Genomic DNA, 25912 nt, shown 5'->3' on the forward strand with positions numbered 1-25912 from the left:
TTCGTATTGTGTTGGAGCTTCAGTATAAATTCTGATAATTGGATAGTAAATTTTGATTAGTAACTTATTTATCTAAAAAAATTAATAATGACACATTACAATTAACTGTAACATCTTTATTTCTTGCAGGAACCCATTTGGTTTTTAAAATAAACTCTTTCATTTTTTCTGAATAATAAGAAGAATGTTTTTCATTTATTTTATTGTAAAAATATGTCTGTATTTCAACATTCTTAATATTGCCATTTTTAAACAAGGTAAATTCAGCAGATATTCGAGATACAAGAGTGTCATTTTCTTTTTTAAAAACAAAATCATTTGGATACTCTACAGATTTCAAAAAATCATTCTCATAATTTTGAGAGTAACGAGTATAATTTTTATTATTCAAAAATATAGGAACTGTGTCTCGTCTTACAAAATCATAATAGCTTTTATCATTTGGATATAACGAATTTTGATCACAAACAAAATAATCATAAATTTTATTTGGATGTTTTGTAATAAATTGTTTATCAGCAATATTCCTTAAAGAATCTATGAAATTTTTTCCATAATGATTTTCTATTTCTCGATACATTCTATTCGAATAACAATATTCTAATTCATCTGCTGTACAATAATACATTGCAGAATCAATCTTAATATTATTTTTTAACAATAATTCATTGAATTCCAAATCACTGTCATATTTAGCAACCATTCCAATAAAATGAAAATATACTATTTTACGATTCTTAATATCATTTTCAGCTCTTTCGGTTTCAACTTTGCACAAAGAATCTAAATTGTTTCCTCTTTTTAAATAATTAACATTGTCTAAGTCTACAATTTTTGATTTTCCACAGCTAAATAGAAATAGAATAATTAATATCGAAAAAATTATTCTCATTAAATCCCAGCAATAATCTTCAACTCTTTTACAAATCGTTCAGCCAAAACATCAGCTTCGTTTTGTGTTGGAGCTTCTGTATAAATTCTGATAATTGGTTCTGTGTTCGATTTTCTTAAATGCACCCATTCTGTAGCGAAATCAATTTTAACACCGTCAATCGTAGAAATTTGTTCGTTTTTATAGGTCGCAGTTAATGATTCTAAAATCGCATCAACATCAATTTGTGGTGTCAATTCAATCTTATTTTTACTCATGTAATATTGCGGATAACTCGCACGTAATTCGGCAACCGTTTTATCTTGACCCGCCAAATACGTTAAAAATAAAGCGACTCCAACTAAACTATCTCTTCCGTAATGTAATTCTGGATAAATAATTCCGCCATTTCCTTCACCACCAATAATTGCGTTGGTTTTCTTCATTAATTCTACCACATTCACCTCGCCTACTGCACTCGCTTGGTAACTTCCATTATGTTTTTCAGTAATATCACGTAAAGCACGAGACGAACTCATATTAGAAACCGTATTTCCTGGTGTTTTACTCAATACATAATCGGCCACAGCCACCAAAGTATATTCTTCACCAAACATTTCTCCATCATTAGAAATAAACGCTAAACGGTCTACATCTGGATCCACAACAATACCAAAATCAGCTTTTTCATCTATAACCAATTTGCAAATATCACCTAAATGTTCTTTCAAAGGTTCTGGATTGTGAGGGAAATGTCCGTTTGGTTCGCAGTATAATTTCACAACTTCTACTCCCATTTGCTCTAATAAATTCGGAATAATAATTCCACCAGTAGAATTTACACCATCAACAACTACTTTATATTTCTTAGTTTTTACTAAATCCGCATCTACTAAAGGTAATTCCAATACTTCATCAATATGAATATCCATGTAAGAATCGTTAATTGTAACTTCTCCTAAAGAATCAACATCCACAAAATCAAACGTTTCTGCATCGGCAATCTCTAAAATTTTAGCACCATCTGCTCCACTTAAAAATTCTCCTTTAGCATTCAATAATTTCAAAGCATTCCATTGTTTCGGATTGTGCGAAGCGGTTAAAATAATTCCTCCATCAGCATTTTCCATTGGCACAGCTACTTCAACTGTTGGCGTTGTTGATAAACCTAAATCAATTACATCAATTCCTAAACCTAAAAGTGTATTTTGAACTAAATTATGAATCATCGGTCCAGAAATACGAGCATCGCGACCAATAACTACTTTCAGCTTTCTTCCATCTTCCAATTTCCCGCTTCCCGCTTTTAAAAAAGTTCCATAAGCCGAAGCAAATTTCACGGCATCAACTGGAGTTAGGTTATCGCCAACTTTTCCACCAATAGTTCCACGAATTCCTGATATAGATTTTATTAATGTCATTTATTTTAGTTTTTTTGTTTGAAATACAAATATAAAAAGTTCCAACAAGCATTTTCATATTTAGAAAAAGAATTTTATATATTTACGATATGAACCAACTTGAAACCTTAAACTTGAAACAAAATAAACAAGAACCTTGAACTATCTCGCTCACATATATCTTTCAGACGAAGATGATTTTATCAAAATTGGAAATTTTATGGCTGATGCGGTAAAAGGAAATCATTATGAGCAATACCCAGTTGGGATTCAAATTGGAATTAGATTGCACCGTTTCATTGATAGTTTTACCGATTCTCACCCTGTTTACCGACAAAGCAAACATCGTTTACATGAAAAATTCGGACATTATTCAGGTGTGATTATGGACATCGTTTATGATCATTTTTTAGCTAAGAATTGGAAACAATTTTCGACTACTAAACTAGAAAAGTATGCAGATGACTTTTATAAATTATTACAAGATAATTACGATATTTTAACGGAGAAAACTCAGAATGCCTTACCCTATATGATGCAAACCAATTGGTTAGTCTGTTATAAAAGTTTAGCTGGTTTGGAATTGATTTTATTTCAAATGGATCACAGAACCAAAAACCGAGTAAATATGCCTGCTTCAATGGAAGATATCAAACAATTTTACTCAGAAATTGAACAAGAATTTTTTATTTTTTTTACAGAATTAGAACAACAGTGTAAAGTAGAATTACTAAAATTAAGAGATGAGTTTTGTTACTACAATTAAAAAGTTATTTGAAGCCAATGAAGATGTTGCTTACGGACAAAAACAAAGTGATTATTTAAAAAATAATTTCCCGTGTTATGGCATTCAAACAAAAGCTAGACGTGAGATTCTAAAAAATTGTTCCCCTCTTTATAAAGAAGAAATCAAAACTAATTTCAGAACTATTTGTTGGGAATTGTATCAATTTCAACATCGAGAAATGCATCAAGCAGCTATTGACATTTTCATTAAAAAAATCAAGAAAAACTACCAAGTTGAAGATATTGTATTAATTAAAAAACTTATCATAACCAATTCGTGGTGGGACAGTGTTGATACTTTAGCCAAATATGCAGTTGGTGGATATTTAGAAACATTTCCAGAAAAAACCTATTCAATTATTGAAGAATTTTCCAATTCAGACAACATATGGTTGAACCGAACAGCCATTATTTTTCAATTGGGTTATAAAGAAAAAACCGATTTTGATATCTTAATTTCCGAATGCGAAAAACACAAACATTCTAATGAGTTTTTTATCCAAAAAGCCATTGGTTGGGCTTTGCGCGAATACAGTTCTGTAAATCCAAGTGGTGTTTTAGAGTATGTAAATAGCACTAATTTAAAACCCTTGAGCAGAAAAGTAGCGATTAGAAAGATTATTTAATTTGTCAATTTTCAATTTGTCAATATACCAATTTTTTTGTTTCTCAATTAAAATTACCGTATTTTAGCCATTCCAAATAAAAATTCTCTGTGTTAAAACTAATACAAAAAATAGCGCATTTTTTCGAACAATATTTTTCTAAACTAAAATCCGTTTTAGAGCCGCGTCAATTTTTATACGTTTCAAGTGTATTAGTTGGATTATCAGCTGCTTTAGCGGTAATTGTTTTGAAAACTTTCGCACATAATGTCTTTTTATTTTCTCAATATTTAAATAGAGAATTTGATTTGCCGTATAGCAATAGTACGTTACCAATTATCGGGATTTTATTGACTGTTTTTGTGATTAAGAACTTTTTAAACGGTAACATCGAAAAAGGAACATCACAAATTATGTATGCTGTCGCTAAAAAACGTAGCGTTATTCCAGACAAACAAATGTATGCGCAAATTATCACAAGTTCGTTAACTGTTGGTATGGGAGGAAGCGCGGGTTTGGAGTCGCCAATTACTATTACAGGTGCCGCATTTGGAAGTAATTATGCCTTAAAATACAGATTAAGTTATAAAGACAGAACCTTACTTTTAGCTTGTGGTGTCGCAGCTGGGATTGGAGCAGCCTTTAACGCACCAATTGCGGGTGTTTTATTTGCTATTGAGGTAGTTTTAGCAGAAATCAGTATTACGGCCTTTACGCCTTTGATAATCAGTGCCGCAACAGGTTCCATTGTTTCTATGTTATTATTAAATGAAGATGCTTTGTTTAGTTTTAAATCGATTCAAGATTTTGATTCTAAAAATATTCCATTTTATATTGTTTTAGGAATTCTGTCTGGATTTGTGTCTATTCATTACGCAAGAAACTTCAGAAGGGTTGAACATTTTTTTTCCACAAGAAGTAAGAATTCCTACCGAAAAGCCCTATTTGGAGCTATTATTCTAGGCATATTGATTTTTATTTTCCCAAGTTTATTTGGTGAAGGCTACGAAGGAATTAAACTTTTAGCAGCCAATCAACCAGAAAAATTATTAGACAATACACTTATAGAACGTTTTGAAAACAACAAATGGGTCATTTTTGGATTCATCACACTAACTCTTTTATTCAAAGTTTTCGCAACCGGAATTACCTTAGGTGCTGGTGGAAATGGAGGTAACTTCGCTCCTTCTCTATTTGTGGGTTCCTATTTAGGATTCTCCACTGCATACTTTTTCAATATGCTAAAGATTACAAATTTACCAATTAGTAATTTTACTTTGGTGGGAATGTCGGGTGTTTTGAGTGGTTTGTTTCACTCGCCTTTAACCGCGATTTTCTTGATAGCGGAAATTACGGGTGGATACAGTTTAATGGTACCATTGATGTTGGTATCTTCTATTAGTTTTGCGATTTCAAAACACTTTGAACCGTATTCCTTTGATATTAAAAATTTAGCCGATAAAGGAGAAGTTTTTACCGATGATAAAGACAAAAACATCCTACAATCAATTGATGTTAAAAAACTGATTAACAACAATTTCAATCCAGTTACCGAATCTAAAACCTTAGAAGCATTAATAGAAAAAATCGCAACTTCAGATGATGTTATTTTCCCCGTTTTAAATGACGATAAAAAACTAATTGGGCTGATCTATTTAGATGATATTCGTCCAATTATATTTTCATCATTTAAAGTAAAATATACTTCAATTACGGAAGTTTTGCAACCTGTAAAAAACAAAGATGTAGTAGATATTGAAGATAGTATCGAAACCATTATGAACAAATTTGAAACCACACATCAAATTATTTTACCAGTTGTACAAGATAAAATTTTCATTGGCTTTATTTCTAAATCTGATATTTTAGAAAAATATAGAGAACAACTGAAAGAATTAGTGATTGAGTAAGTTATTTTTTTTTCCATATATTTGATATTCAACCAAAAACTAAAAATACAAATTATGAAAAAATTACTTTTAAACAACGGAGACGGCTTCAATTTAGATTTAGGCTTACTACTTATCCGTGTAATGCTTGGGATTTTAATGGCTTTTTACGGCTACGAAAAACTAATGCATTTTAACGAAATGGCAGCTTCTGATTTTTGGGCTAAAAATATTAGTTTCTTAGGAATGACTGGTGCTGTGCCATTAGCCTTAACCGTTTTTGCCGAATTTTTCTGTAGTTTATTACTAATTGTAGGTTTATTTTCTCGCTTTAGCCTTATCGTATTAGCGTTTTGTATGGCCTATATTTTCCTAGTAGTTTTCCCAATGGAAATTCTTTCAAAAGGTCAAAACGGACATGAATTTAACTCAGCTTTCACTTACTTTATCATATATGTTGGCTTACTTTTTACAGGCGTTGGCAAATACAGTTTAGACGCTAAGTTGTTTGATAAATAAGCGTTTTCCATAAAAAAATAAAAAACAAAATCTTACTCAACTCATTGAATAAATGTAGTTTTAGTAAGATTTTTAGTATATTTACAAGCGATTATAAACACTTATAAATAAATAGAAACAGATGTTCAGATATTTATGAGTTGGCAGTAATTTTACCGCAGAATGAACGAAATAGAAACAGACTAAATGAAATCAGTAAAAACATATCCAAACATACTTTGGTTGGTAATAATTTTAATATTTCTTTCAATTTTTGGAATTTTGATTTTAGTTTGTCTGGAGTGGATTTTTGAATTTATTGGATATTTTAAAAATAGTAGCGAAAATAAAATTGGAATGTTATGTTTGCTTTTGTTCGTAAGTTCTGTTTTTATGTATTTTTATTATCAACTTGCGAGTCAATTCACTTTTGCAAAAATAGGTTCAGACGAAATAATTATATTTCAATTACTAAAAGTTAAAATTAGAAAATTAAATTTTACAGAAATTTATGGTTACTCAAAATCTGAAATGTCATATGGTAGAGTTCCATTAAACTATTGCTCAAAAGCGTTAATAATATATTCGGCAGAAAATAATCAATTTGAAATAATTAAAATATTTAATTTAAACTTTAACAATTTTGAAAAGGCGTTGAAGAAAACTGAAATTACATATTTAGGTAAAGAACAATTCGAATTTGAGAAAATATACAAACGGAAATATAAATACATAAAATAAAAACTACAGCCGACACCCGTTTAGCAAGATTCCGAATTTTGTAATAAATAAACCTTCATTTACCGCAATAAAATTTATCTTAGCAAGAATTAATCGTTCACACATCCACTACTGCGACAAGACACAGAACGTTTACAGTAATTGTTTGACCAAAAATGATATATGAATTTTAGTAAATTAATCCTTTCAATATGTGCAATTATTATAGTTACATATTTTTCTTTTATTTCTTACGAACAAGAAAAGAATGAAAGGGAATTGAGAAAATCGGGCGAAATAGTTTATGCTAAAATCCTTGAATTAAGTTGTGGAAAACGCGGTTTTATACAATTTATTCATCAAGGTAAGGAAATTGGAAAACGAATATACCTGTCAAATGAGGAGTGCAACGAATTAAAAACAAAGACTGAAATTGGATTAAAAATTGACCAAGACGAAAATATTGTTTTTGCTAACGATAGTTATAATGATTGGTCTGAAGCGGAATCATTTTCAATAATATTATTAGGAGCTTTCTTCAATTTTTGCATTATTTATTATGGAATTATGCCTGAAATTAAAAACAGGAAAAATTAAAACTAAACACAAACTGGTATATTGAAGTAAATTCACGACTTTATTTCGCAACATATATAATCTCCAGAACGTTTTTCGACATTTTACCCTAAATTCGAGTTATAAAATTAATTATAAAATTAATTATAAAATATGAACATACTTTTAAATACTGAAAGATTAAATATAAGACCAATTTCTATACTAAATATTGAAGACGTTTATAAGCTGCAATCATTAGAAGAAACGGCAAAATATAACACATCAGGAATTCCCAAAAATATAAACGAAACAAAAATTACTGTTGAAAATTGGATTATCGAAAATGCTAAAGAAAACACCAAACGATTCACCTTTTCAGTTGAATTAATTGATGGAAATGAATTTATCGGTTTGATTGGAATGAATTTAGGAAAAGAACATTATAAAAATGCTGAAGTTTGGTTTCAATATGATTATAAATTTTGGAATAAAGGTTATGCTACAGAAAGTTTAAGAAAAATTATTGATTTTGGATTTGAAAACTTGAAACTACACAGAATTGAAGCTGGTTGTGCTGTTGAAAATATCGGTTCAATCAGTGTTTTAGAAAAAGTTGGTATGCTTAGAGAAGCTCATACACGAAAATTATTGCCTTTAAAGTCTGGCTGGTCAGACAACTATGGATATGCAATTTTGTCGACTGATGAAAGAAAATAATCTATAAAAACCATCCGCTAACAGCCGTTAGAAAAAATTTCAAATTTGTAGTATATACACGTTTACATTTCGCAAAAAAAATTATCTTTAACAGAAAATAATCAGTTCTGAACTTTGCAATTGTATGAACCTGAAGAACTTTATATAACACTTTTTTGACAACAGAAACTTCTAAAATGAAACATTTATTTATTATAATAACTTTGATAGCTATTTCTTGTAAGAATAATAATCAAGAGACCATTTCAATTGATTCAAAGTCTAGAGACACTGTGAAAGTTGAACATTTTGAAAATAACAAAAAAACAGATTCAATAAATATTGTTAAAATAAACTTTGAAAAAAACAAAGACTTACTTGACATTATCTTACTCTTGCCTGATAGTGTTTTTGCAAGTTGGGAATGGAAATTAAAAGATAGAATAAAGTGGTATAATGAAATAAAAGAAAATAATTTTTATACGGATGACACTCCAGATTATTTTAATCAAAAATATTTCGCACAAAATAAAGCAGGTTTCTCAATTGTTGACGGTTTTTGGTCTATTAACATATATAAAACTATTGAAAACTCATATGTTGTTATTACAGATGACATTGTTGGAGACGGTAATACCTTAAATATTTACGAAGTAAAATCTAATATTTTAAAACAATTTTCAGATGAAAAAACCTTGTTTTCAGACTTCAAAGAACAACTGAAGAAGAAAGAAAAGAATAAAAATTGTGAAGAGAAATTCAATGAACTAAATGACCCAATTTTTGAATTCGACTTTACAAACAAAAATAAAATTGAAATTGAAAGTTCTTGGTATCTAATTAAAGAAGAATATGAAAATTGCTTAATTGGAAATGCACTACTCTACCGTTTTAACCCTGAATCGAAAAAATTTGAATTAGAAAAAGTATATTGGAAATCCAAAGCAAATAATTAATATTCCACGTTCCATAATCTCTCCCAACATCGAAACTATCCAAATTTAAAAATCCAGATGATAGTGTAATAGCCACACAAATGACAAACAACTTTTTTATAAACAAATTGATTTCAATTCCTAGTCACTTTTAATAACCGTTAATATTAATTTAAATCTGCCATTTGGCTTAATATGACTTGGTTTATGTGCCGGAATAAGTATACCATTACCCGTTTTAAGTTTAGTTGCCTTACCATCAATCTCAATAATAGCACTGCCATCAATAATTTGTACAAAAGTGTCAAAAGGAGAAATTTTTTCATTCAATCCTTCACCACTTTCAAAAGATAGTGCATCAATTGATCCTGTCGCCTTCTTCATTATTGACTTACTAACTGTAGCGTTATGCTCGTATTCTATTAACTCAATAACAATATGAGTAGTTCCTTTTTCAATTTCTCCATCCTTAGTTGGCAATTTCTCCAATGCTTTAGTCTCCATAATTTCTAATCTTTAATAAATTCTATATAAAATTCAGACAATTACTTGAATACCTTGTTACATTATTTAGTAAAAAAGTTGTACAATTTATGTCAAGGTTTTGTAATCTGTGTCATAAAAACTATTCCTATTTCATATGCTTAATAAATAACAAATACATGTACTAAGCTGTTTGACAAAAAAACGTTCTCGAAACTATAAACACAAAATAAAATCTTACTCAATGTATTGAAAAAATCAGATTTAAGTAAGATTTTTAATATATTTACAAACTATAATACTTAATTATAAATAGTTGTAAACGGAATATTCACCTAATTATGAGTTGTGGGTAATTATAATACAACTTCGAAAACACAAAATAAAAAAAAATGAAAAAAATAACATTCTTACTTCTTACATTATTCATTACAAAATTTAACTATGCCCAAAACATAGTACTTGACAGTTTAGTTCTAAAGAATGGTTTTCCTTTCCAAAGTGATAAAAACATTTCATTTCAAGGAAAAGGATGGAATGTTTTGCTAGACGAAATAAAACAATCAAATTCTATTTTGTTGGGAGAAACTCATTTTACAAACGAAATTCCTTATTTTACAAATGCTATTATCAATGAGGTGAAGTTTGACAACTATTTTCTTGAGGTTGATCCTTATTCAGTAGCTATAATCGAAAAAAAAATTAAATCACTATCTGCTGAACAACTTAATTCTTTTGTTAAAGAATATAGTACAAACTTTTCTTTTTTGGAGTATGAACCCGAATTTGCTTTGTTAGAGAATTTAGTTAAAAACAATACCAAAATATATGGTGCCGAACAAATTAGCATTTTTGCAGATCAAATGATAATTTCAAGTTTAAAAGAAACTTCAAAAAATAAAAAAGTGATTGAAATATATGAGCAAATGCTTCATAATTCCAAACAACTTGCGTCTAAAGAAGGTTTAGAAAAATTCTACCTGTTATCTGATGATTGCCTTCAAAACATAGATTTGTTACTAAAGTTAAAACTTTCTGACAATGAAAGAAAACAAATTGAAGCATTAAAGTTAAGTAGAACGATTTATACTAACAGAAATCATCCGTTAAGGATTCAATTGCTGAAAAGCATCTTGCTAAACCAAATGTCCGATTGGAAAAACAAAAAAAATCTTTTTAAATTCGGTGCGGTTCATCTACCAAAAGGTGAAACCATATTAACAAAAACGGATATCTATGATATAGGCAATTTAATTTCTAATATTGAAGAGGCAAATTATAGGAAATCACTACATATAATGCTTATTGGTAATGGAGAAGACGAAGATGATAAAACTACTTTTAAATCTTTTATAAATGTGGCAAAAGACGAACAATGGTACTGTTTTGATTTAAGACCTTTAAAGAAATTTATTTTACAAAACAAACTAAAAGTTGATGATGTATACCTATCGAGAGTTATAAAGGGTTATGATTATCTTATTTATATTCCTGAACTGACTAAAAGTAAAGAGATTTCAATAGAATAACAACGCCCTCGCTAGTGCAAGTGTACCAAAACGACCGTTAACAATAAAGACATATAATGGACATAGACAAATCAAAAATTTTAGACAACATTTGCTACACTGAACTTGTCTATGGACGAATAAATAAAAAACTAAAATCAACATTTTCAAAAAGTGAAATTGAGAAAATGATTTACCAAATACTTTCGGAAACTGATGAAAGTAGATTTATAAAAATTGGAAAAAACTATTACATAACAAATACTGACAAACAAATAATAATAACCATAAATTCAAACAATTACAGAATAATTACAGTAAATAAAATATGACAAACGGATTTAAAATAATTGGAATTTCGACAAGAACAACAAATAAAAACAATCAGTCTCAACAAGATTTAACAAATCTTTGGGGACAGTTTTACGCCATAATATATTTGACAAAATTCCAAACAAAGTTTCTGACAATGTGCTTTCGATTTATACAGACTACAAAAGTGACTTTACAGACGAATACACAACAATAATTGGTGTACCTGTTTCTACACTTGACGAAATTCCTACAGAACTTATTGGACGAGAATTTAGTGCTGACAATTTTCAAAAAATTGTTGCTAAAGGAGAAATGCCAAATGCAGTAGTAAACGTTTGGCTTGACATTTGGAAAAGAGACGAAGAATTAGACCGAAAATATTCGTATGATTTTGAAGTTTACGGACAAAAATCTCAAAATGGAGAAAATTCGGAAGTAGAAATTTATATAGCGAGAAAATAACTTCTCCCACCAACATCGGTTTGGCAACATTTTATCCCAACATTGTGTAAAACGAAAAAAAAACAACAATGAATCTAAATTTAAAAACGGAAAGACTGAATTTAAAACCCATTTCTGAAAATGATATTATAGATATTTTTAATTTACAAAGTTTAGAAGAAACTGCTAAATTTAATACTTCAGGAATTCCAAAAAATATAGATGAAACGAAATCAACTGTCGAAAATTGGATACTAGAAAACAATAAAGAAAATATCAAACAACTTATTTTTAGAGTTGAACTAAATGAAATAAATCAGTTTATCGGCTTAATCGGAATTAATTTAGGAAAAGAACATTATAAAAATGCAGAAGTTTGGTTTCAATATGATTATCAATTTTGGAATAAAGGTTATGCAACAGAAAGTTTAAGAAAAATAATAGATTTTGGATTTGAAAACTTAAAACTGCATAGAATTGAAGCGGGTTGTGCAGTTGAAAATATCAGTTCAATCAGTGTTTTAGAAAAAGTTGGTATGCTTCGAGAAGCACATACACGAAAATTACTGCCATTAAAATCTGGTTGGTCTGACAACTATGGATATGCAATTTTATCAACAGATAAAAGAAAATAACAAAAACATCGCACAAAAAGCATTTAGCAAAATTCCGATATTTATAGTAAATTCAAGTTTACATTTCACATGAAATTTTATCTTTAACAGAAAATAATCAGTTCCGAAGCTCGCAACTTCTTATATCCGAGAAACGTTAGTAACAATTTTAACGAAACGACCATAAAATGACAAATCAACAAAATTTCACTTTTATTAAAACTGACAGAAAATTAATCAAATTAAGTTTTGACGACATTTTATTTGTAAAAGGATTGGGGAATTATGTTGAAATCTTTGTCAAAAACAACAAAAAATATGTGTATTACAAAACATTAAAAGATCTTATTGACAAATTGCCTGATGAATTTATGAGGGTTCATAATTCAAACATCGTAAATTTGAAAAATGTGGAATATATAGAAGATAATCATTTAAGTATTGGCGAACATAAAATCACAATAGCAAAAAGTTACAAAGATTGTCTGTTAAATAGTATTGACAAATTGCTACTCTAAATAAGAAACCTGATAGATTACATAAAAACCTAAACGAAGTAAATAACTTATTTTTTTGGACAAAATTATTGGACTTGCTTTGTAAAAAAAGATTATGAAACAATTTTTATTTTACTTAACAACTATGGTATTTATGACAACAGGGAATTTAAAAGCACAAAACAAATCATTTGAGAATGATGCAAAAACAATTGACGCATTAATGAAAGCAAGTTACGAGGTTGTTTCAGGCGAAAAAGGTGCAAAAAGACAATGGGAAAGAGACAATTATTTGCACCATCAAAAAGCAGTATATTCTTATTTTGACAGAAAAAAGCAAGAACAAGTGACTATGACACTGCAAGAATTTCATAAAGAAACTGATGAAATGGTTTTTAACACCGCTTTTTATGAAAGCGAAGTTAATCGAGAAGTTAGAATTTTTGGCAATATTGCACACGTTTGGAGTACTTATGAAACGAAATTAGAAAAAGACGGAAAAGTTGAAAGAAGAGGAATAAATAGCATTCAGTTAATCTTTGAAAATAATCGTTGGTATATTATTTCTTGGATATTTTGTGGAGAAACTGAAAAAAATGTAATTCCGAAAACATTTGACAGAAATTAAAAAAACTACTGGTACCATACTAAAAGTGTCTAAGTAAAAAAAGATAAGAGTTTGTGCACCCCACTCTAATGCCAGCATATAGCTCATACCCATTCCAATTATATTCCCTATTTGTCTAACCGTTTTTATCTGTTTTACTTTCTTTAGTTTGTGGGTAAGCCTAAAAAGCGAGCGTTAGCAGAGATTAATGTTTAAATACTAAACACCACTATCCTTAAACAAATGTTAAAAAAGCTTTTTAATTTTATTTTGTTTTTTTTAATCATTAATTTTGTTTCAACCCCCTAAATAATTGATTATGAAAAGATTTACTATTAAATCAGCATTTTTAGCGCTGTTTATTTCTGTTTTAGGTAATAGTATTTGTAATGCGCAAGTAGGAATAGGAACTGTAACTCCTTCAGGTAGTCTGGATATAACCTCTACAAATGATGGTCTTTTAATCCCCAGAATAGCGTTGTCAGCTACAAATGTGGCTACCGTTTTGACACCAACAGTGTCTGAACTTGTTTATAATACTTTCACTTCAGCCTTAGGTCCCAATCAGGTAGCTCCCGGTTATTATTATTGGAACGGAACCTTATGGGTACCTTTCTCGACAGGAAACCTTTCTGATTGGTCATTAACAGGAAATACAGGAACAACCCCAGTAACAAATTTTATAGGGACTACAGATGCTGTAGATCTTGTAACCAAAACAAATAATGCAGAAAGAATGAGAATTACCGCTGCTGGTAATGTGGGATTAGGAATCACCAATCCAACTGGTAGATTGCATTTATATGAGCCAACAGGAACAACTTTAAGTTCGACAGCAGGTACTCTTGTATTAGAGCACGGAAATTCAGGAGGACAAAGTTCTATTTTATTTCCAAGTAACGTAAATAAAGGGAGTGATTATGGCTATATCAAATATTCTGATGATGGTAGTGGTAATGGCTCAACTAACGAAAACTCATTATTAGAAATTGGTGTTCAGAATGATGTCGTTGGAGGTACATTTCAAGACGACATTGCATTAATGCCATCAGGAAATTTAGGAATTGGAACTACAGCCCCAGTAGCAAAATTAGATATTGCGGCAACAGTAACCACTACTAATTCTATTGTAAATGCTACAGGAAGTATTAATGATTATTTACAATTTAACGTTCAAAATACAAGTGCAGGAATACAAGCACAAAGTGGTTATTCTGCAACGGCAAATAACGGAACGGCAACTACAGGCTTTGCTTGGATTGGTATTAACAACTCTGCTTTTAATTTTCCTACAGCTTATAATATTGGTGTAGCAAATGATGTAAGTTATGTAGGAAGTGGTCAAGATATGCATATCGCCAATGCAAACAATACAAAATCAATAATTTTTTCAACAGGTAGAGCGACAACTCCTTTTTTTAATGAAAGAATGCGTCTTACCAATTCAGGTAATCTAGGAATAGGAACTTCTACTCCAAATGCACCCTTACAATTTCCAAATACTATAGTTAACAGAAAAATAGTATTATGGGAAGATTTTAATAATGATCATCAGTTTTTTGGTTTAGGAATCAATTCTAATATACTTCGTTACCAGGTATCAACCACAACCAATAATCACGTTTTTTATGCAGCCACCAGCGCTACAACATCAAATGAACTTATGCGGGTTCAAGGCAACGGATTTGTAGGGATTGGAAATTCACCTATTACAAAATTAGACCTTACCGGTATAAAATCTTCGGGAGCTGGTGTAGGAACTGGTGTAGGAAATGATGCACCCACACAAGCTATAATTACTGGAGGAAGCAACGGAACATCAAGGTTTAATGACTGGCCTTCAGGATGGGGAGGTGGATTAAGTACTTATGATATTGTAGGTGCTTCTACCTTTTTTAATACATATGTAACTAGATCAGATAGAAACTTGAAAAGAGATATTAAATCTATAGATGATAAATTACTAACAAACTTCATGCAATTAAGACCCGTTACTTATTATATGAAAGAGGAACTTACTGAAACTAAAGGATTACATTATGGATTTATTGCACAAGAAGTTAGAGAATTGTTTCCTAGTATCGTCACTCAAACTTCAGATCCAAATGGAATTATAGGAATGAATTATCAAGCTTTAATAGCTCCTACAATTTATGCGGTACAAAATCAAGTTAAAGAAATAGAAATCTTAACACAAATTACAAAACAACAAAATATAGAGATTAAAGATTTAGAATCAAAATTATCTTATTTTGAAAATGAATTAAAAACCTTAAAAGAGTTATTAAAAAAGTAAGATAATTAATTCTAAAGGCACTATTCTAATAAGTGTGTCAGTAAAAAAATATAGGGGTTTAACTTTTTGATTAAAGTTGAACCCTTTTTTTAAGACACTATCCTAAAAACATCCCCCTCTAGCACGAGCACCTTACTCGTGCCCATTCCTATATTAAAAAAATGATTGCACGGATTTCCATTCCGTCCCTTCCCTATCTACTCCTGCGCAAATACTTTCACATAGATGAAATATAGACACCAAGTTTTTTGATATATAAGAGTTTCCCCTAATAAAACACAAAATAAAATCTTACGCAACACATTGTAAAAATGTAGTTTGAGTAAGATTTTTAGTATATTTACAAACCAAAATATTTACTTATAAAGAGTTGTAAACGGAATGTTCGCCTATTTATGAGTTGTAGGCAAGCTAACCAGAAAAAATCCACATTAAACACTATTATGAAAAAAATATTTTTAGCAATTTGTTTCTTATTTTTAAACTTTACTTTTAGTCAAATTACAATAAATGGAATTGTGAAATCTGAAGCAAATATTCCTTTGCAATATGTAAATATTGGAATTAAGAATAAAAATATTGGTACTATTTCAGACGAGAAAGGAAATTTTTCAATAAATATTGATAATACAAGAATAAATGAATTATTAACTTTTTCATATTTAGGCTTTGAAGAAAAAACAGTAAGGATTGAAGATATAATTAAGTTAAAATCCCAAGAAATTATTCTTAAAGAGAAAATAATTCAAATAGAAGAAGTTTTAATAATTTCAAAAAAAGCATCAGAATTAAAAATTGGAACAAAGTCATATAGTTCAATGGTTGCTGGTTATGTAAGAGCTAATAATGACAAAAACAATGACATTCAAGAGTTTGCAAAAAAAATTAAACTTAAAAAGCCATCAGTTTTATTAGATGTTAACATTAATTTATTCAATGTGAAAACTGATACAGCAAACTTTAGAATTAATATTTATAACATAGAAAATGATTTGCCAAATGAAAAGATTAATATAGAAAACATAATCGTAAAAAAGAAGGTAGAAAATGGATGGAATAAATTTGACTTACAAAACTTTAATTTAAAATATAATGTGCCAATTTTCATAACTATTGAATATTTACCAAAAAAAATGGATGAAGAAGAACCATTTAGATATAGTGGACAATTATTTGGAGAATCAATAACTCGCTCATCAAGTTTAGGAATATGGAACTCAAAGAGCGGATTAACAATGGCATTGTATGTTACAGTTAAACAATAGCCAGCCTACATCAGGCGTCTGGCAAGATTACAAATTTTGTAGTAAATACATGTTTACATTTCGCAAGAAATTTTATCTTTGATAGAAAATTATCGGCTCCGAAGTTCACAACCTCGCCAAGCCGCGGCTCTTTAGTGGCAAGGCTACCGAAAAAAACCGAAAACAAATTATGGAAATTGATATAGTTTATTTTAATGAAGAAATGTTAATTTCAAAAATTACTGCAGATTAGAAAATATGGCAAAGTAAATTATTCTATTATAAATCCAGTCTTACTTTTGGAAATATTATTGAAATACTCGACTACATAAAAGTTCGTTACAAATTAACGGAAATCGAATTAGAAAAAATTAATATTTTACTAATCGATCCTTATACAGAAATGTTTTTAGTTGATTTAGTTGGTAAGGAAAGTAAAATTGTTGAAGTAAAAAAGATAAGTAACATACTAAAAGAAAAAAATGAGTTAATATTTTGGGAAGAATGGAATTGGACATTTTCAAAATTAAATAATGATTATTTTTTGTGGATCTATGTTGGAGGTATTGCAGATATTTGTAGAGAAATAAAATTGAGTGATTCACAAATTAAAAAGTTCATTGAAAATGGAAAAGATTATGTTAAAGAACTTGTAAATCAATTAGCAGAATTTAATTCTGAAAAATATAATGAAGCAATAAACGAGAATAGAAAAATATTGTAAAAACAAGCCCAGCCACTAACAGGCGTCTGGCAAGATTCCAAATTTTGTAGTGAATTCACATTTACTTTTCACAAGAAATTTTATCTTTAACGGAAAATAATAGTTTCCTAACTTCTCAACCTTTGCAAACGGCGGAACATTATCAGCAATTTAAAAAAAACTATGACTAAAACACTTACATTATTTTTTTATACAATTATTATTTTGGGTTGTAAAAATGAAATTCAGAAAGACACAAATTTACTCAAAGGAAAAATTTATAATCAAATTAATGAAATTCCTGAATTAGAAGATTTTGAATATCAAGCGGAATCAATGATAGATTATGAAGGAAAATCTTCACATGAATATAAATTCGCAGTTTCTCAATATTTTGACAAAAATAAATATCTTATAATACTAGAAGAGAAACTAAAAAATGGTAAAAAAATATCAAGCAAAATAGTAGATACTATCTTGATTAACCATTTAAAAAAAAATGAAAACATTGTGTTGGGTGAATGTTGCATAAATGACATACATAATAGTCAAATTATTGCTGTTATTAAAAATAGTTATAATAATGATGAAGAATATTTTAAAAACGTTGTAAAAGCATGGAAAGCGGACCCAAAAACTGGAAAAATATTTCCAATTCATGATTTAAAAGAAGTTGATTGTTTTAATGAAGGTTTTGGTTTATGATATAAAAAAACAGCCCTCGCTAGCGCGAGTATCTTGCTCGTGCCCATTCCTATATTAAAAAACTGATTGCACCGATTTCCGCTGCGCAAAGTCTCCTGACTTTGAGCTTTTCCCTCCCGCTCGTGCGCGAATCCTTTCGCGTTCGTTCTTTAACTATAAAAATTTGCAATTTACAATCGAGTAAAATGCAATTCCATTTCCGTTTTTTATAATTTCATTTTTATTTATTGAATAGTTATTTCCATTTAATGCACAGATATTTCCGTTAAATGCATCGTTATTTCCATTTATTGAACCGACATTTCCATTAAATGGACCTATATTTCCATTAAATGCACCGACATTTCCGTTAAATGCACCGATATTTCCATTAAATGGACCGATATTTCCATTAAATGCACCGACATTTCCGTTAAATGCACCGACATTTCCATTAAATGAACCGATATTTCCGTTAAATGCACCGATATTTCTATTAATTGCACCGATATTTCTATTTATTGAGTAAATATTTCCACTTTTAACTACTTTATTCCCACTTTTATAAAAATTATTGGTAGTATTTGTAAAATATTTTTATATTTTAGCAGTACTATTAATCTAACTAACATAACTTATATGCTTTATTTCAACTTAGCACCCATATTTAAAGCCCGCGGAATCGAGAGACCTCACAACTTTTTAGTAAAAGCTGGTATATCATCTCATTCTGCTCAAAACATATTAAATAGTCAATCTAGAACATTCCGTTTAGATCACGTCGAAATATTATGCAGAGTACTTATTTGCGAACCAAGCGACATCTTAACCTACAAAGAAAATCCAAACCATAAAATTTCAGAAGACCATCCCTTAAACAACTTGATACAACCAGAATCTAGTATATCAATCAATGACACCATCACATCCATGCCCTATAAACAATTGAAAGAACTGGCCAAACAAATCAATCAAACTCAAGAAGAAATCAAATAGCGTTTTATACAAAGTATATCTAATAAAAAGACCTGACAGGTTTCAAAAACTTGTCAGGTCTATACAAAAAAAGCGACATCACTGTCGCTTTTTTATTTATACTCTTACGATATTCGCGCCTAACGCTCTTAATCGTTCGTCTATTCTTTCATACCCTCTATCAATTTGTTCGATATTTTGAATGGTACTTGTTCCTTTTGCAGAAAGTGCTGCAATTAATAACGAAATTCCGGCTCTAATATCTGGTGAACTCATCGTTGTAGCTTTTAATTGCGATTCAAAGTTATGTCCCATAACCACAGCTCTGTGCGGATCACATAACATAATTTTCGCACCCATATCAATCAATTTATCCACGAAGAACAAACGGCTTTCAAACATTTTTTGGTGAATTAAAACATCTCCTTTTGCTTGTGTGGCCACAACTAAAATGATACTTAACAAATCAGGCGTAAATCCTGGCCATGGTGCATCAGAAACCGTTAAAATAGAACCATCAATGTCGGTTTTAATTTCATATCCATCTTTATGAGCAGGAATGTAAATATCGTCACCTTTTTGTTCTAAAGTAATTCCAAGCTTTCTAAACACGTTTGGAATTTGTCCTAAATTGTCCCAACTCACATTTTTGATTGTAATTTCACTCTTAGTCATAGCCGCTAAACCAATCCAAGAACCAATTTCAACCATATCAGGTAAAATTCTATGCTCGCAACCACCTAAAGATTCTACTCCTTCAATAGTCAATAAGTTAGAACCAATTCCTGTAATCTTCGCACCCATTGAATTCAACATCTTACATAATTGTTGTAAGTAAGGTTCACAAGCTGCATTATATATAGTAGTAATTCCTTCCGCTAAAACAGCAGCCATAACAATATTAGCCGTTCCTGTAACAGAAGCTTCGTCTAATAACATGTAAGCCCCTTTTAAACGACCTTCATTTTCTACACCATAAAAATGGTCTTCTCTATTGTATCTGAATTTCGCACCTAAATTAATGAAACCTTCAAAATGCGTATCTAAACGACGTCTTCCAATTTTATCACCACCTGGTTTCGGAATAAATCCTTTTCCAAAACGGGCCAATAACGGTCCAACAATCATAATAGAACCACGTAAACTTCCACCCTCTTTTTTGAAAGCTTCTGTTTCTAAATAACCCACATTAACTTCATCCGCTTGAAACGTATAATCTCCAGGACCATTTTTCTGAATCTTTACACCTAAATTACCTAACAAAGTAATTAGTTTATTCACATCAATAATGTCAGGAATATTCGTAACTCTAACTTTTTCTGAAGTTAATAAAACAGGACATAAAACCTGTAACGCCTCATTTTTTGCACCTTGTGGTTGCACATTTCCTTTTAAGGGCTTACCGCCTTCAATTTTGAATGTTCCCATTTATATTGTATTATTATTTGGATTATTTTTTGGTTTGAAATTCTTGCCGCCTTTATAATTTGGATTATTTAAATTGGCTTTAGTATTATCTGGCGAATTCGGTTTTGCAGTTATAGGTGCATTCGGATTCCTATTGGTATTCTGTTGTGGTCTGTTTTGGTTTAACGGCGGTCTGTTTGGATTTCTATTCGTATTAGTCGTATCATTTTTAGTAAAAAACTGCGTCTTATTCGACTGTTTTTTGTTCACTTTCAATAAATTATGCGACGTAGAAAGCTCTTCTTTCATTGCCGTTAAGTTCAATTCACCATTAGACAATTCTAACAAATGATTGAAAATAACTTCATCCGTAACCGTATCTTTATTCCAACTTAAGAAACACTTTTTCATGTGATTCGCAATGACAATAATCAACGCATTTTTCAATTCACCTTCTTCCCATTTACGAGCTACATCAATCATATACTTGATGTTGTTCCCGTAAAATCTATATTTAGGAAAATTCTGTGGATAAGCTAAACGATCTGGTTTCAATTGCACCACTTCTCTTGTCGGAATTGGGTACGGAGAATCAATATCTAATTTAAAATCAGACATGATAAACAATTGATCCCAAAGTTTATGCTGAAAATCAGGTACATCACGCAAATGCGGATTCAAATTTCCTAATACAGAAATTACATATCTCGCCCCTTTATTGCGTCTATCTCTATCTTCAATAACTGTAATTTGATCGATTAATTTTTGAACATATCTCCCGTATTCAGGAATAATCAAGTGTTCCCTTTGCGAGTTATATTCTAAATAATTAATGGCGTCTTCGTTTCTATATGACATATTTATAATGAAATAATTCCTTCTATAGTTGATAATTCTTGGTATTTTTCAATAACTTTATCTGCATCTTGCATCGTAACGTTTATAGAAATACTAGTATATTTTCCTGTTTTAGAAGAATGAGTTTTTATAACGGCACCCAAATTATTGAACGTGTTTTCAACTAAATTAATGTTGGTATCACTAGTTGGAACAATAAATTTATATAAGTAAATGGCTGGCCAAGTTGTTGATTCTTCTAATTCTGATTTCAATCTAACGTAAAAATCTTCTGTCTCTTTATCCATGTAAATTTAAGCTAATAAAAGAACAAATATACATTTATAATGTTTCATTTAAAAATATAAATAATTAAGATTTTCAAAATAAAAAAAATGATAGTACATTTGAACTTTTAAGACACAAAATGAACAAAAAAATTATACTGCTAATTGGCGGACCAAGTTCTGGAAAAACGACTTTAATTAATCATTTAGAAAACGAAGGACATATTTGTTATCCGGAAATTTCTAGAGAAGTAATCTTAGAAGCTCGTGCAGAAGGTGCCGAATTCTTATTTTTAGAAAACCCAATGCTATTTAGCGAAAGACTTTTAGAAGGAAGAATCAGACAATATGAAAATGCAACAAACGAAGAAAAACCTGTTTTCATAGATAGAGGTATTCCAGATGTTGTAGCGTATATGGATTTTATTGGAGATACTTATCCAGAAAAATTTATTGAAGCTTGCGAAAAATACAAATACGATAAAATTTTCTTATTACCACCTTGGGAAGAAATTTATACTAGCGATGAAACACGTTATGAAACGTATGAAGAAGCCAGTAAAATTCACCAATTTTTAGTTGATACGTATATGAAATACGGATACGATTTACATGAAGTGCCAAAAACTTCTGTAGAAGAAAGATATGCATTCATTATCAATCGCTTAAAAGACTAATTCGCTTTAATGAATCAACCACTAGATGTATTAAAAGCGCACTGGAAACATGACGCTTTTAGACCTACTCAAGAGGAAATTATCAACACCGTTTTATCCGGAAAAGATACGTTTGCCTTGTTGCCAACTGGTGGTGGAAAATCTATTTGTTTTCAAATCCCAGCGCTTATTAAACCTGGAATTTGCTTAGTAATTTCTCCTCTTGTAGCATTAATGAAAGATCAAGTTGAGAATCTAAAAAATAAAAACATCAAAGCCATTGCTTTAACGGGCGGAATTTCTTTCGAAGAAACCAATAATTTATTAGATAATTGTGCTTTTGGCGGTTATAAATTTCTATATGTTTCTCCTGAACGCTTGCAACAAGATTGGGTTTTAGAACGCATAAAAAACTTAAACGTAAATTTAGTCGCTATTGACGAAGCACATTGTATCAGTCAATGGGGACACGATTTCCGACCAGCCTATTTAAAAATCGCCGCTTTAAAAGAACACTTTCACGTACCTTTTATTGCTTTGACAGCTACAGCGACTTCACGAGTTCAATCCGATATTTGTAGCTTACTACAACTTGAAAATCCTGTGATTTTTAAGAATTCATTTGCAAGAGAAAACTTGGGTTATCACATTATCAAAACCGAAGATAAACTCGGAAAACTGAAACAAATTTTCTTAAGAAATCCAGAACCTTCGATAGTTTATGTGAAAAACAGAAAAGCTTGTGTGGATTATAGTCAAACTTTTAATGATTTAGGTTTCACTTCCACTTATTATCACGGCGGATTATCAAATAAGGAAAAAGATAAAAACATGAAGCTTTGGTTGGAAGAAAAAGCACAAATAATTGTCGCCACCAACGCTTTCGGAATGGGAATTGACAAACCGAATGTGAAAACGGTTGTGCATTTACAAATTCCAGATAATATCGAAAACTATTACCAAGAAGCCGGAAGAGCGGGAAGAAATGGGAATAAATCGTTTGCTTTATTATTGACTCCAGAAATAAACACAGAAAATTTAAAGAATTATTTTATATCGAATTTGCCAAATAAAGAATTTCTGCATTTGGTTTATAAAAATTTGAACAATCATTTTCAAATTGCTTATGGTGAAGGTTTTCAAGAACTTTTCTATTTGAATTTGAATCAGTTTTGTGCGAAGTTTAATTTATCTGTCATGAAAACATTTGCTTGTTTACAGTTTTTAGACCGACAAGGAATTATCACTCTAAACAACTTAATTAGTAACAAAGCGAGTTTACAGTTTTTAATAGAAAGTAGAGAAGTAATTAGATATTGCAGTTTGAATGTAAAAGACGCTGCAGTTATTGAAATTATTTTACGAAATTATACAGGTGTTTTTGAACAAGTTACGATTATCAACACCGCATTAATCGCAACAAAATCAGGTACTTCGGAAGATAAAGTGATTAAAGTCTTGAATAAATTACATGCGCAAGAAATCATTGAATTAAAATTACAAAGCAACGATATTTCGATTTTATATAATGAACCTCGAGAAGACAGTTATACCATCAATCGAGTTGTAAAAGTTTTAGAAAATCAGAATCAAATTAAAGTCGAACAATACCGTCAAATGCTCAATTTCGTTTCAGATAATTCGAAATGTAAATCGTTTTTAATTTCGAATTATTTCGGAGAAGAGAATGCTTCAGCTTGCGGAATTTGTTCGTATTGTTCCTCTAAAAATAAATCGAAACCCAAATCTGTTTCAGAAAGTATTCAAAAGCTGTTAAAAATTGGCGCTTTATCTTCAAATGAAATAGAAAATACACTCACATTTTCAACAGAAGAAATTATCTTTGCCCTACAAAACTTATTAGATAACGATTTTATCTTTTTAAACGCTTCTAATAAGTATCAAATTAAGTAAAACAATTAAAAATCTTAGTGTCTTAGTGCCTTCGTGGCAAAAAAATGCTTAGCAACTTACACAAAATGGAAAAATTAAGAATCGTATTTATGGGAACTCCCGACTTTGCAGTTGGTATTCTCGACACCATATATAATAGTCAGTTTGAAATTGCTGCAGTCATTACTGCGCCAGATAAACCAGCTGGTCGTGGACAAAAAGTTTCTGTGAGTGCGGTAAAGAATTACGCTTTAGAAAAAAACTTACCTATTTTACAACCTACAAATTTAAAAAACGAAGAATTTTTAGCGGAATTAGCCAGCTATAATGCGAATTTACAAATCGTAGTAGCTTTTAGAATGTTGCCAGAAGTGGTTTGGAAAATGCCGAAACTAGGAACGTTTAACCTTCATGCTTCTTTGTTACCTAATTATAGAGGTGCTGCTCCTATTAACTGGGCCATTATTAATGGAGAAACAGAAACTGGTGTAACTACTTTCTTTATTGATGATAAGATTGATACTGGTGCCATGATTTTAAATAAGAAAATGGCTATTGATCCAAATGAAAATGTTGGACAACTTCACGATAAGTTGATGGTTTTAGGCTCAGAAACTGTTCTTGAAACGTTAGAGTTGATTGAAAAAGGAAATATTACTACAACAATACAAACTGAAAATTCGGATTTAAAAACAGCTTACAAATTAAATAAAGACAATTGTAAAATTGATTGGACCAAATCGGGAATAGAAATTCACAATCAAATTAGAGGTTTATGTCCTTATCCAGCAGCTTGGACCTTTATTAAAGATGGCGAAAATGAATGGAACGTAAAAATTTACGATTCTAAATATATTGAAGAAACACACGCGTATTCTATAGGAACAATAATTTCAGGAAAAAAAGAAATGAAGATTGCTGTAGCGAATGGATTCATACAAATAGAGAGTTTACAGTTTCCTGGTAAAAAGAAAATGCAAATTCATGAACTATTAAATGGAACACAAATTAGCTCGGAAGCCTTTGTAAAATAACAATCTAAGCAAAAAGTCGCCTTTAAAAAGGTACTTTATTAACATTTCAGCCGATTTATCAACATTTTTAACAAAAATAGTAGGAAATACTTGCACAGTTCAAGGATACGTATAAATTTGTATTAAGAAAAATATGTTTAATCAATTAATAACTATCAATTATGAACAAATCAGAATTAATCGATGCAATGGCAGCAGCTTCAGGAATTACTAAAGCAGCAGCTAAATTAGCTTTAGAGTCATTTTTAGGAAGTGTAGAAGGTACATTACAAAAAGGTGGAAGAGTTTCTTTAGTAGGTTTTGGATCATGGTCAATCTCAAAAAGAGCGGCTAGAGATGGAAGAAATCCTCAAACTGGAAAAACTATCCAAATTGCTGCTAAAAATGTAGTAAAATTTAAAGCTGGTGCTGAATTAGACGGAGCTGTAAACAAATAATATATATTTGATTTATTTAAAAAGCCTCTTCTAGTA

At 30.1% G+C, this 25912-nt stretch carries 29 protein-coding genes and 1 pseudogene; 23 read left to right on the forward strand and 7 right to left on the reverse strand.

The annotated features are described in order from the left end of the window. Positions 1-64: 64 nt before the first annotated feature. Positions 65-892 (reverse strand): hypothetical protein, encoded by an 828-nt coding sequence (locus UEQ13_RS04365; RefSeq protein WP_329805155.1) that lies wholly within the window; start codon positions 890-892, stop codon positions 65-67. Further along, complete coding sequence (gene glmM, locus UEQ13_RS04370; RefSeq protein ID WP_329805156.1) at positions 892-2292, reverse strand: phosphoglucosamine mutase; 1401 nt, start codon at positions 2290-2292, stop codon at positions 892-894. The genes UEQ13_RS04365 and glmM overlap by 1 nt, the downstream gene beginning before the upstream one ends. A gap of 136 nt (positions 2293-2428) precedes the next feature. On the opposite strand from glmM, the gene UEQ13_RS04375 reads away from it, so the two are divergent. The 8 genes from UEQ13_RS04375 (at position 2429) to UEQ13_RS04410 (ending at position 8979) form a co-directional block, all read left to right on the forward strand. Further along, complete coding sequence (locus UEQ13_RS04375; RefSeq protein ID WP_329805157.1) at positions 2429-3037, forward strand: acyl carrier protein phosphodiesterase; 609 nt, start codon at positions 2429-2431, stop codon at positions 3035-3037. After that, complete coding sequence (locus UEQ13_RS04380; RefSeq protein ID WP_329805158.1) at positions 3015-3683, forward strand: DNA alkylation repair protein; 669 nt, start codon at positions 3015-3017, stop codon at positions 3681-3683. Before UEQ13_RS04375 ends, UEQ13_RS04380 begins: the two co-directional genes overlap by 23 nt. Before the next feature lie 89 nt (positions 3684-3772). Then, a complete protein-coding gene (locus UEQ13_RS04385) occupies positions 3773-5572 on the forward strand; it encodes a chloride channel protein (protein ID WP_329805159.1) in 1800 nt (599 codons plus the stop codon). A 54-nt stretch (positions 5573-5626) separates the two neighbouring features. After that, positions 5627-6070, forward strand: a complete 444-nt coding sequence (locus UEQ13_RS04390; protein WP_329805160.1) for a DoxX family protein — start codon at positions 5627-5629, stop codon at positions 6068-6070. A gap of 186 nt (positions 6071-6256) precedes the next feature. After that, positions 6257-6790: a hypothetical protein gene (locus UEQ13_RS04395; protein ID WP_329805161.1), complete on the forward strand. Its 534-nt coding sequence runs from the start codon at positions 6257-6259 to the stop codon at positions 6788-6790. 162 nt (positions 6791-6952) lie between these two features. Next, complete coding sequence (locus tag UEQ13_RS04400; RefSeq protein WP_329805162.1) at positions 6953-7366, forward strand: hypothetical protein; 414 nt, start codon at positions 6953-6955, stop codon at positions 7364-7366. Positions 7367-7498: 132 nt separating this feature from the next. Then, the gene (locus tag UEQ13_RS04405) at positions 7499-8044 is read left to right on the forward strand and encodes a GNAT family N-acetyltransferase (RefSeq protein ID WP_329805163.1); all 546 of its coding nucleotides are present in this window, start codon (positions 7499-7501) and stop codon (positions 8042-8044) included. Positions 8045-8220: 176 nt separating this feature from the next. After that, positions 8221-8979 carry a hypothetical protein gene (locus UEQ13_RS04410; RefSeq protein WP_329805164.1) on the forward strand — a complete coding sequence of 253 codons (759 nt, stop codon included), beginning with the start codon at positions 8221-8223 and terminating at the stop codon, positions 8977-8979. A 120-nt stretch (positions 8980-9099) separates the two neighbouring features. Here UEQ13_RS04410 and UEQ13_RS04415 read toward each other — a convergent pair whose 3' ends face one another. Beyond that, entirely contained in the window at positions 9100-9462 is a 363-nt protein-coding gene (locus tag UEQ13_RS04415; RefSeq protein ID WP_329805165.1) for a cupin domain-containing protein, read from the reverse strand. A gap of 371 nt (positions 9463-9833) precedes the next feature. On the opposite strand from UEQ13_RS04415, the gene UEQ13_RS04420 reads away from it, so the two are divergent. The 10 genes and pseudogenes from UEQ13_RS04420 to UEQ13_RS04465 all read left to right on the forward strand — a co-directional run bounded on the left by UEQ13_RS04420 (position 9834) and on the right by UEQ13_RS04465 (position 18371). After that, positions 9834-10970, forward strand: a complete 1137-nt coding sequence (locus UEQ13_RS04420) for a hypothetical protein (protein WP_329805166.1) — start codon at positions 9834-9836, stop codon at positions 10968-10970. A 56-nt stretch (positions 10971-11026) separates the two neighbouring features. Beyond that, the gene (locus UEQ13_RS04425; RefSeq protein WP_329805167.1) at positions 11027-11281 is read left to right on the forward strand and encodes a DUF3781 domain-containing protein; all 255 of its coding nucleotides are present in this window, start codon (positions 11027-11029) and stop codon (positions 11279-11281) included. After that, positions 11278-11726, forward strand: a pseudogene (locus UEQ13_RS04430) (GyrI-like domain-containing protein). Before UEQ13_RS04425 ends, UEQ13_RS04430 begins: the two are co-directional and overlap by 4 nt. Positions 11727-11794: 68 nt before the next feature. Further along, entirely contained in the window at positions 11795-12340 is a 546-nt protein-coding gene (locus UEQ13_RS04435) for a GNAT family N-acetyltransferase (protein ID WP_329805168.1), read from the forward strand. 167 nt (positions 12341-12507) lie between these two features. After that, positions 12508-12837, forward strand: coding sequence for a LytR/AlgR family response regulator transcription factor (locus UEQ13_RS04440; RefSeq protein ID WP_329805169.1), 330 nt, complete (start codon positions 12508-12510; stop codon positions 12835-12837). 94 nt (positions 12838-12931) lie between these two features. Next, complete coding sequence (locus UEQ13_RS04445) at positions 12932-13444, forward strand: hypothetical protein (protein ID WP_329805170.1); 513 nt, start codon at positions 12932-12934, stop codon at positions 13442-13444. A gap of 298 nt (positions 13445-13742) precedes the next feature. Further along, positions 13743-15719 carry a tail fiber domain-containing protein gene (locus UEQ13_RS04450; RefSeq protein WP_329805171.1) on the forward strand — a complete coding sequence of 659 codons (1977 nt, stop codon included), beginning with the start codon at positions 13743-13745 and terminating at the stop codon, positions 15717-15719. Between the two features lie 443 nt (positions 15720-16162). Then, positions 16163-16984 (forward strand): carboxypeptidase-like regulatory domain-containing protein, encoded by an 822-nt coding sequence (locus UEQ13_RS04455; protein WP_329805172.1) that lies wholly within the window; start codon positions 16163-16165, stop codon positions 16982-16984. 382 nt (positions 16985-17366) lie between these two features. Beyond that, positions 17367-17687: a hypothetical protein gene (locus UEQ13_RS04460; protein WP_329805173.1), complete on the forward strand. Its 321-nt coding sequence runs from the start codon at positions 17367-17369 to the stop codon at positions 17685-17687. Positions 17688-17849: 162 nt separating this feature from the next. Further along, a complete protein-coding gene (locus UEQ13_RS04465) occupies positions 17850-18371 on the forward strand; it encodes a hypothetical protein (protein ID WP_329805174.1) in 522 nt (173 codons plus the stop codon). 317 nt (positions 18372-18688) lie between these two features. Here the strand turns inward: UEQ13_RS04465 and UEQ13_RS04470 are convergent, their stop codons facing one another. Continuing rightward, entirely contained in the window at positions 18689-18856 is a 168-nt protein-coding gene (locus tag UEQ13_RS04470) for a hypothetical protein (protein WP_329805175.1), read from the reverse strand. A 133-nt stretch (positions 18857-18989) separates the two neighbouring features. On the opposite strand from UEQ13_RS04470, the gene UEQ13_RS04475 reads away from it, so the two are divergent. Next, on the forward strand, positions 18990-19346 hold the full coding sequence (locus UEQ13_RS04475) for a helix-turn-helix domain-containing protein (RefSeq protein ID WP_329805176.1): 357 nt from the start codon (positions 18990-18992) through the stop codon (positions 19344-19346). A 96-nt stretch (positions 19347-19442) separates the two neighbouring features. On the opposite strand, the gene murA is transcribed toward UEQ13_RS04475, so the two are convergent. The 3 genes from murA to UEQ13_RS04490 are packed head-to-tail and all read right to left on the reverse strand — an operon-like array spanning position 19443 to position 21877. Then, positions 19443-20753 carry a UDP-N-acetylglucosamine 1-carboxyvinyltransferase gene (gene murA / locus UEQ13_RS04480; RefSeq protein WP_329805177.1) on the reverse strand — a complete coding sequence of 437 codons (1311 nt, stop codon included), beginning with the start codon at positions 20751-20753 and terminating at the stop codon, positions 19443-19445. Continuing rightward, positions 20754-21590, reverse strand: coding sequence for a DUF4290 domain-containing protein (locus UEQ13_RS04485; protein ID WP_407934646.1), 837 nt, complete (start codon positions 21588-21590; stop codon positions 20754-20756). Positions 21591-21592: 2 nt separating this feature from the next. Further along, positions 21593-21877, reverse strand: coding sequence for a DUF493 family protein (locus tag UEQ13_RS04490; RefSeq protein WP_329805178.1), 285 nt, complete (start codon positions 21875-21877; stop codon positions 21593-21595). 119 nt (positions 21878-21996) lie between these two features. On the opposite strand from UEQ13_RS04490, the gene UEQ13_RS04495 reads away from it, so the two are divergent. The 4 genes from UEQ13_RS04495 (at position 21997) to UEQ13_RS04510 (ending at position 25876) form a co-directional block, all read left to right on the forward strand. After that, on the forward strand, positions 21997-22533 hold the full coding sequence (locus UEQ13_RS04495) for an ATP-binding protein (RefSeq protein ID WP_329805179.1): 537 nt from the start codon (positions 21997-21999) through the stop codon (positions 22531-22533). Between the two features lie 9 nt (positions 22534-22542). Continuing rightward, complete coding sequence (locus UEQ13_RS04500; RefSeq protein ID WP_329805180.1) at positions 22543-24426, forward strand: RecQ family ATP-dependent DNA helicase; 1884 nt, start codon at positions 22543-22545, stop codon at positions 24424-24426. A 65-nt stretch (positions 24427-24491) separates the two neighbouring features. Beyond that, complete coding sequence (fmt, locus tag UEQ13_RS04505; RefSeq protein WP_329805181.1) at positions 24492-25439, forward strand: methionyl-tRNA formyltransferase; 948 nt, start codon at positions 24492-24494, stop codon at positions 25437-25439. Positions 25440-25600: 161 nt separating this feature from the next. Then, a complete protein-coding gene (locus UEQ13_RS04510) occupies positions 25601-25876 on the forward strand; it encodes an HU family DNA-binding protein (RefSeq protein ID WP_329805182.1) in 276 nt (91 codons plus the stop codon). The last annotated feature ends 36 nt before the right edge of the window (positions 25877-25912 follow it).

It is taken from the genome of Flavobacterium facile (assembly GCF_036321945.1).
GTDB lineage: Bacteria > Bacteroidota > Bacteroidia > Flavobacteriales > Flavobacteriaceae > Flavobacterium > Flavobacterium facile.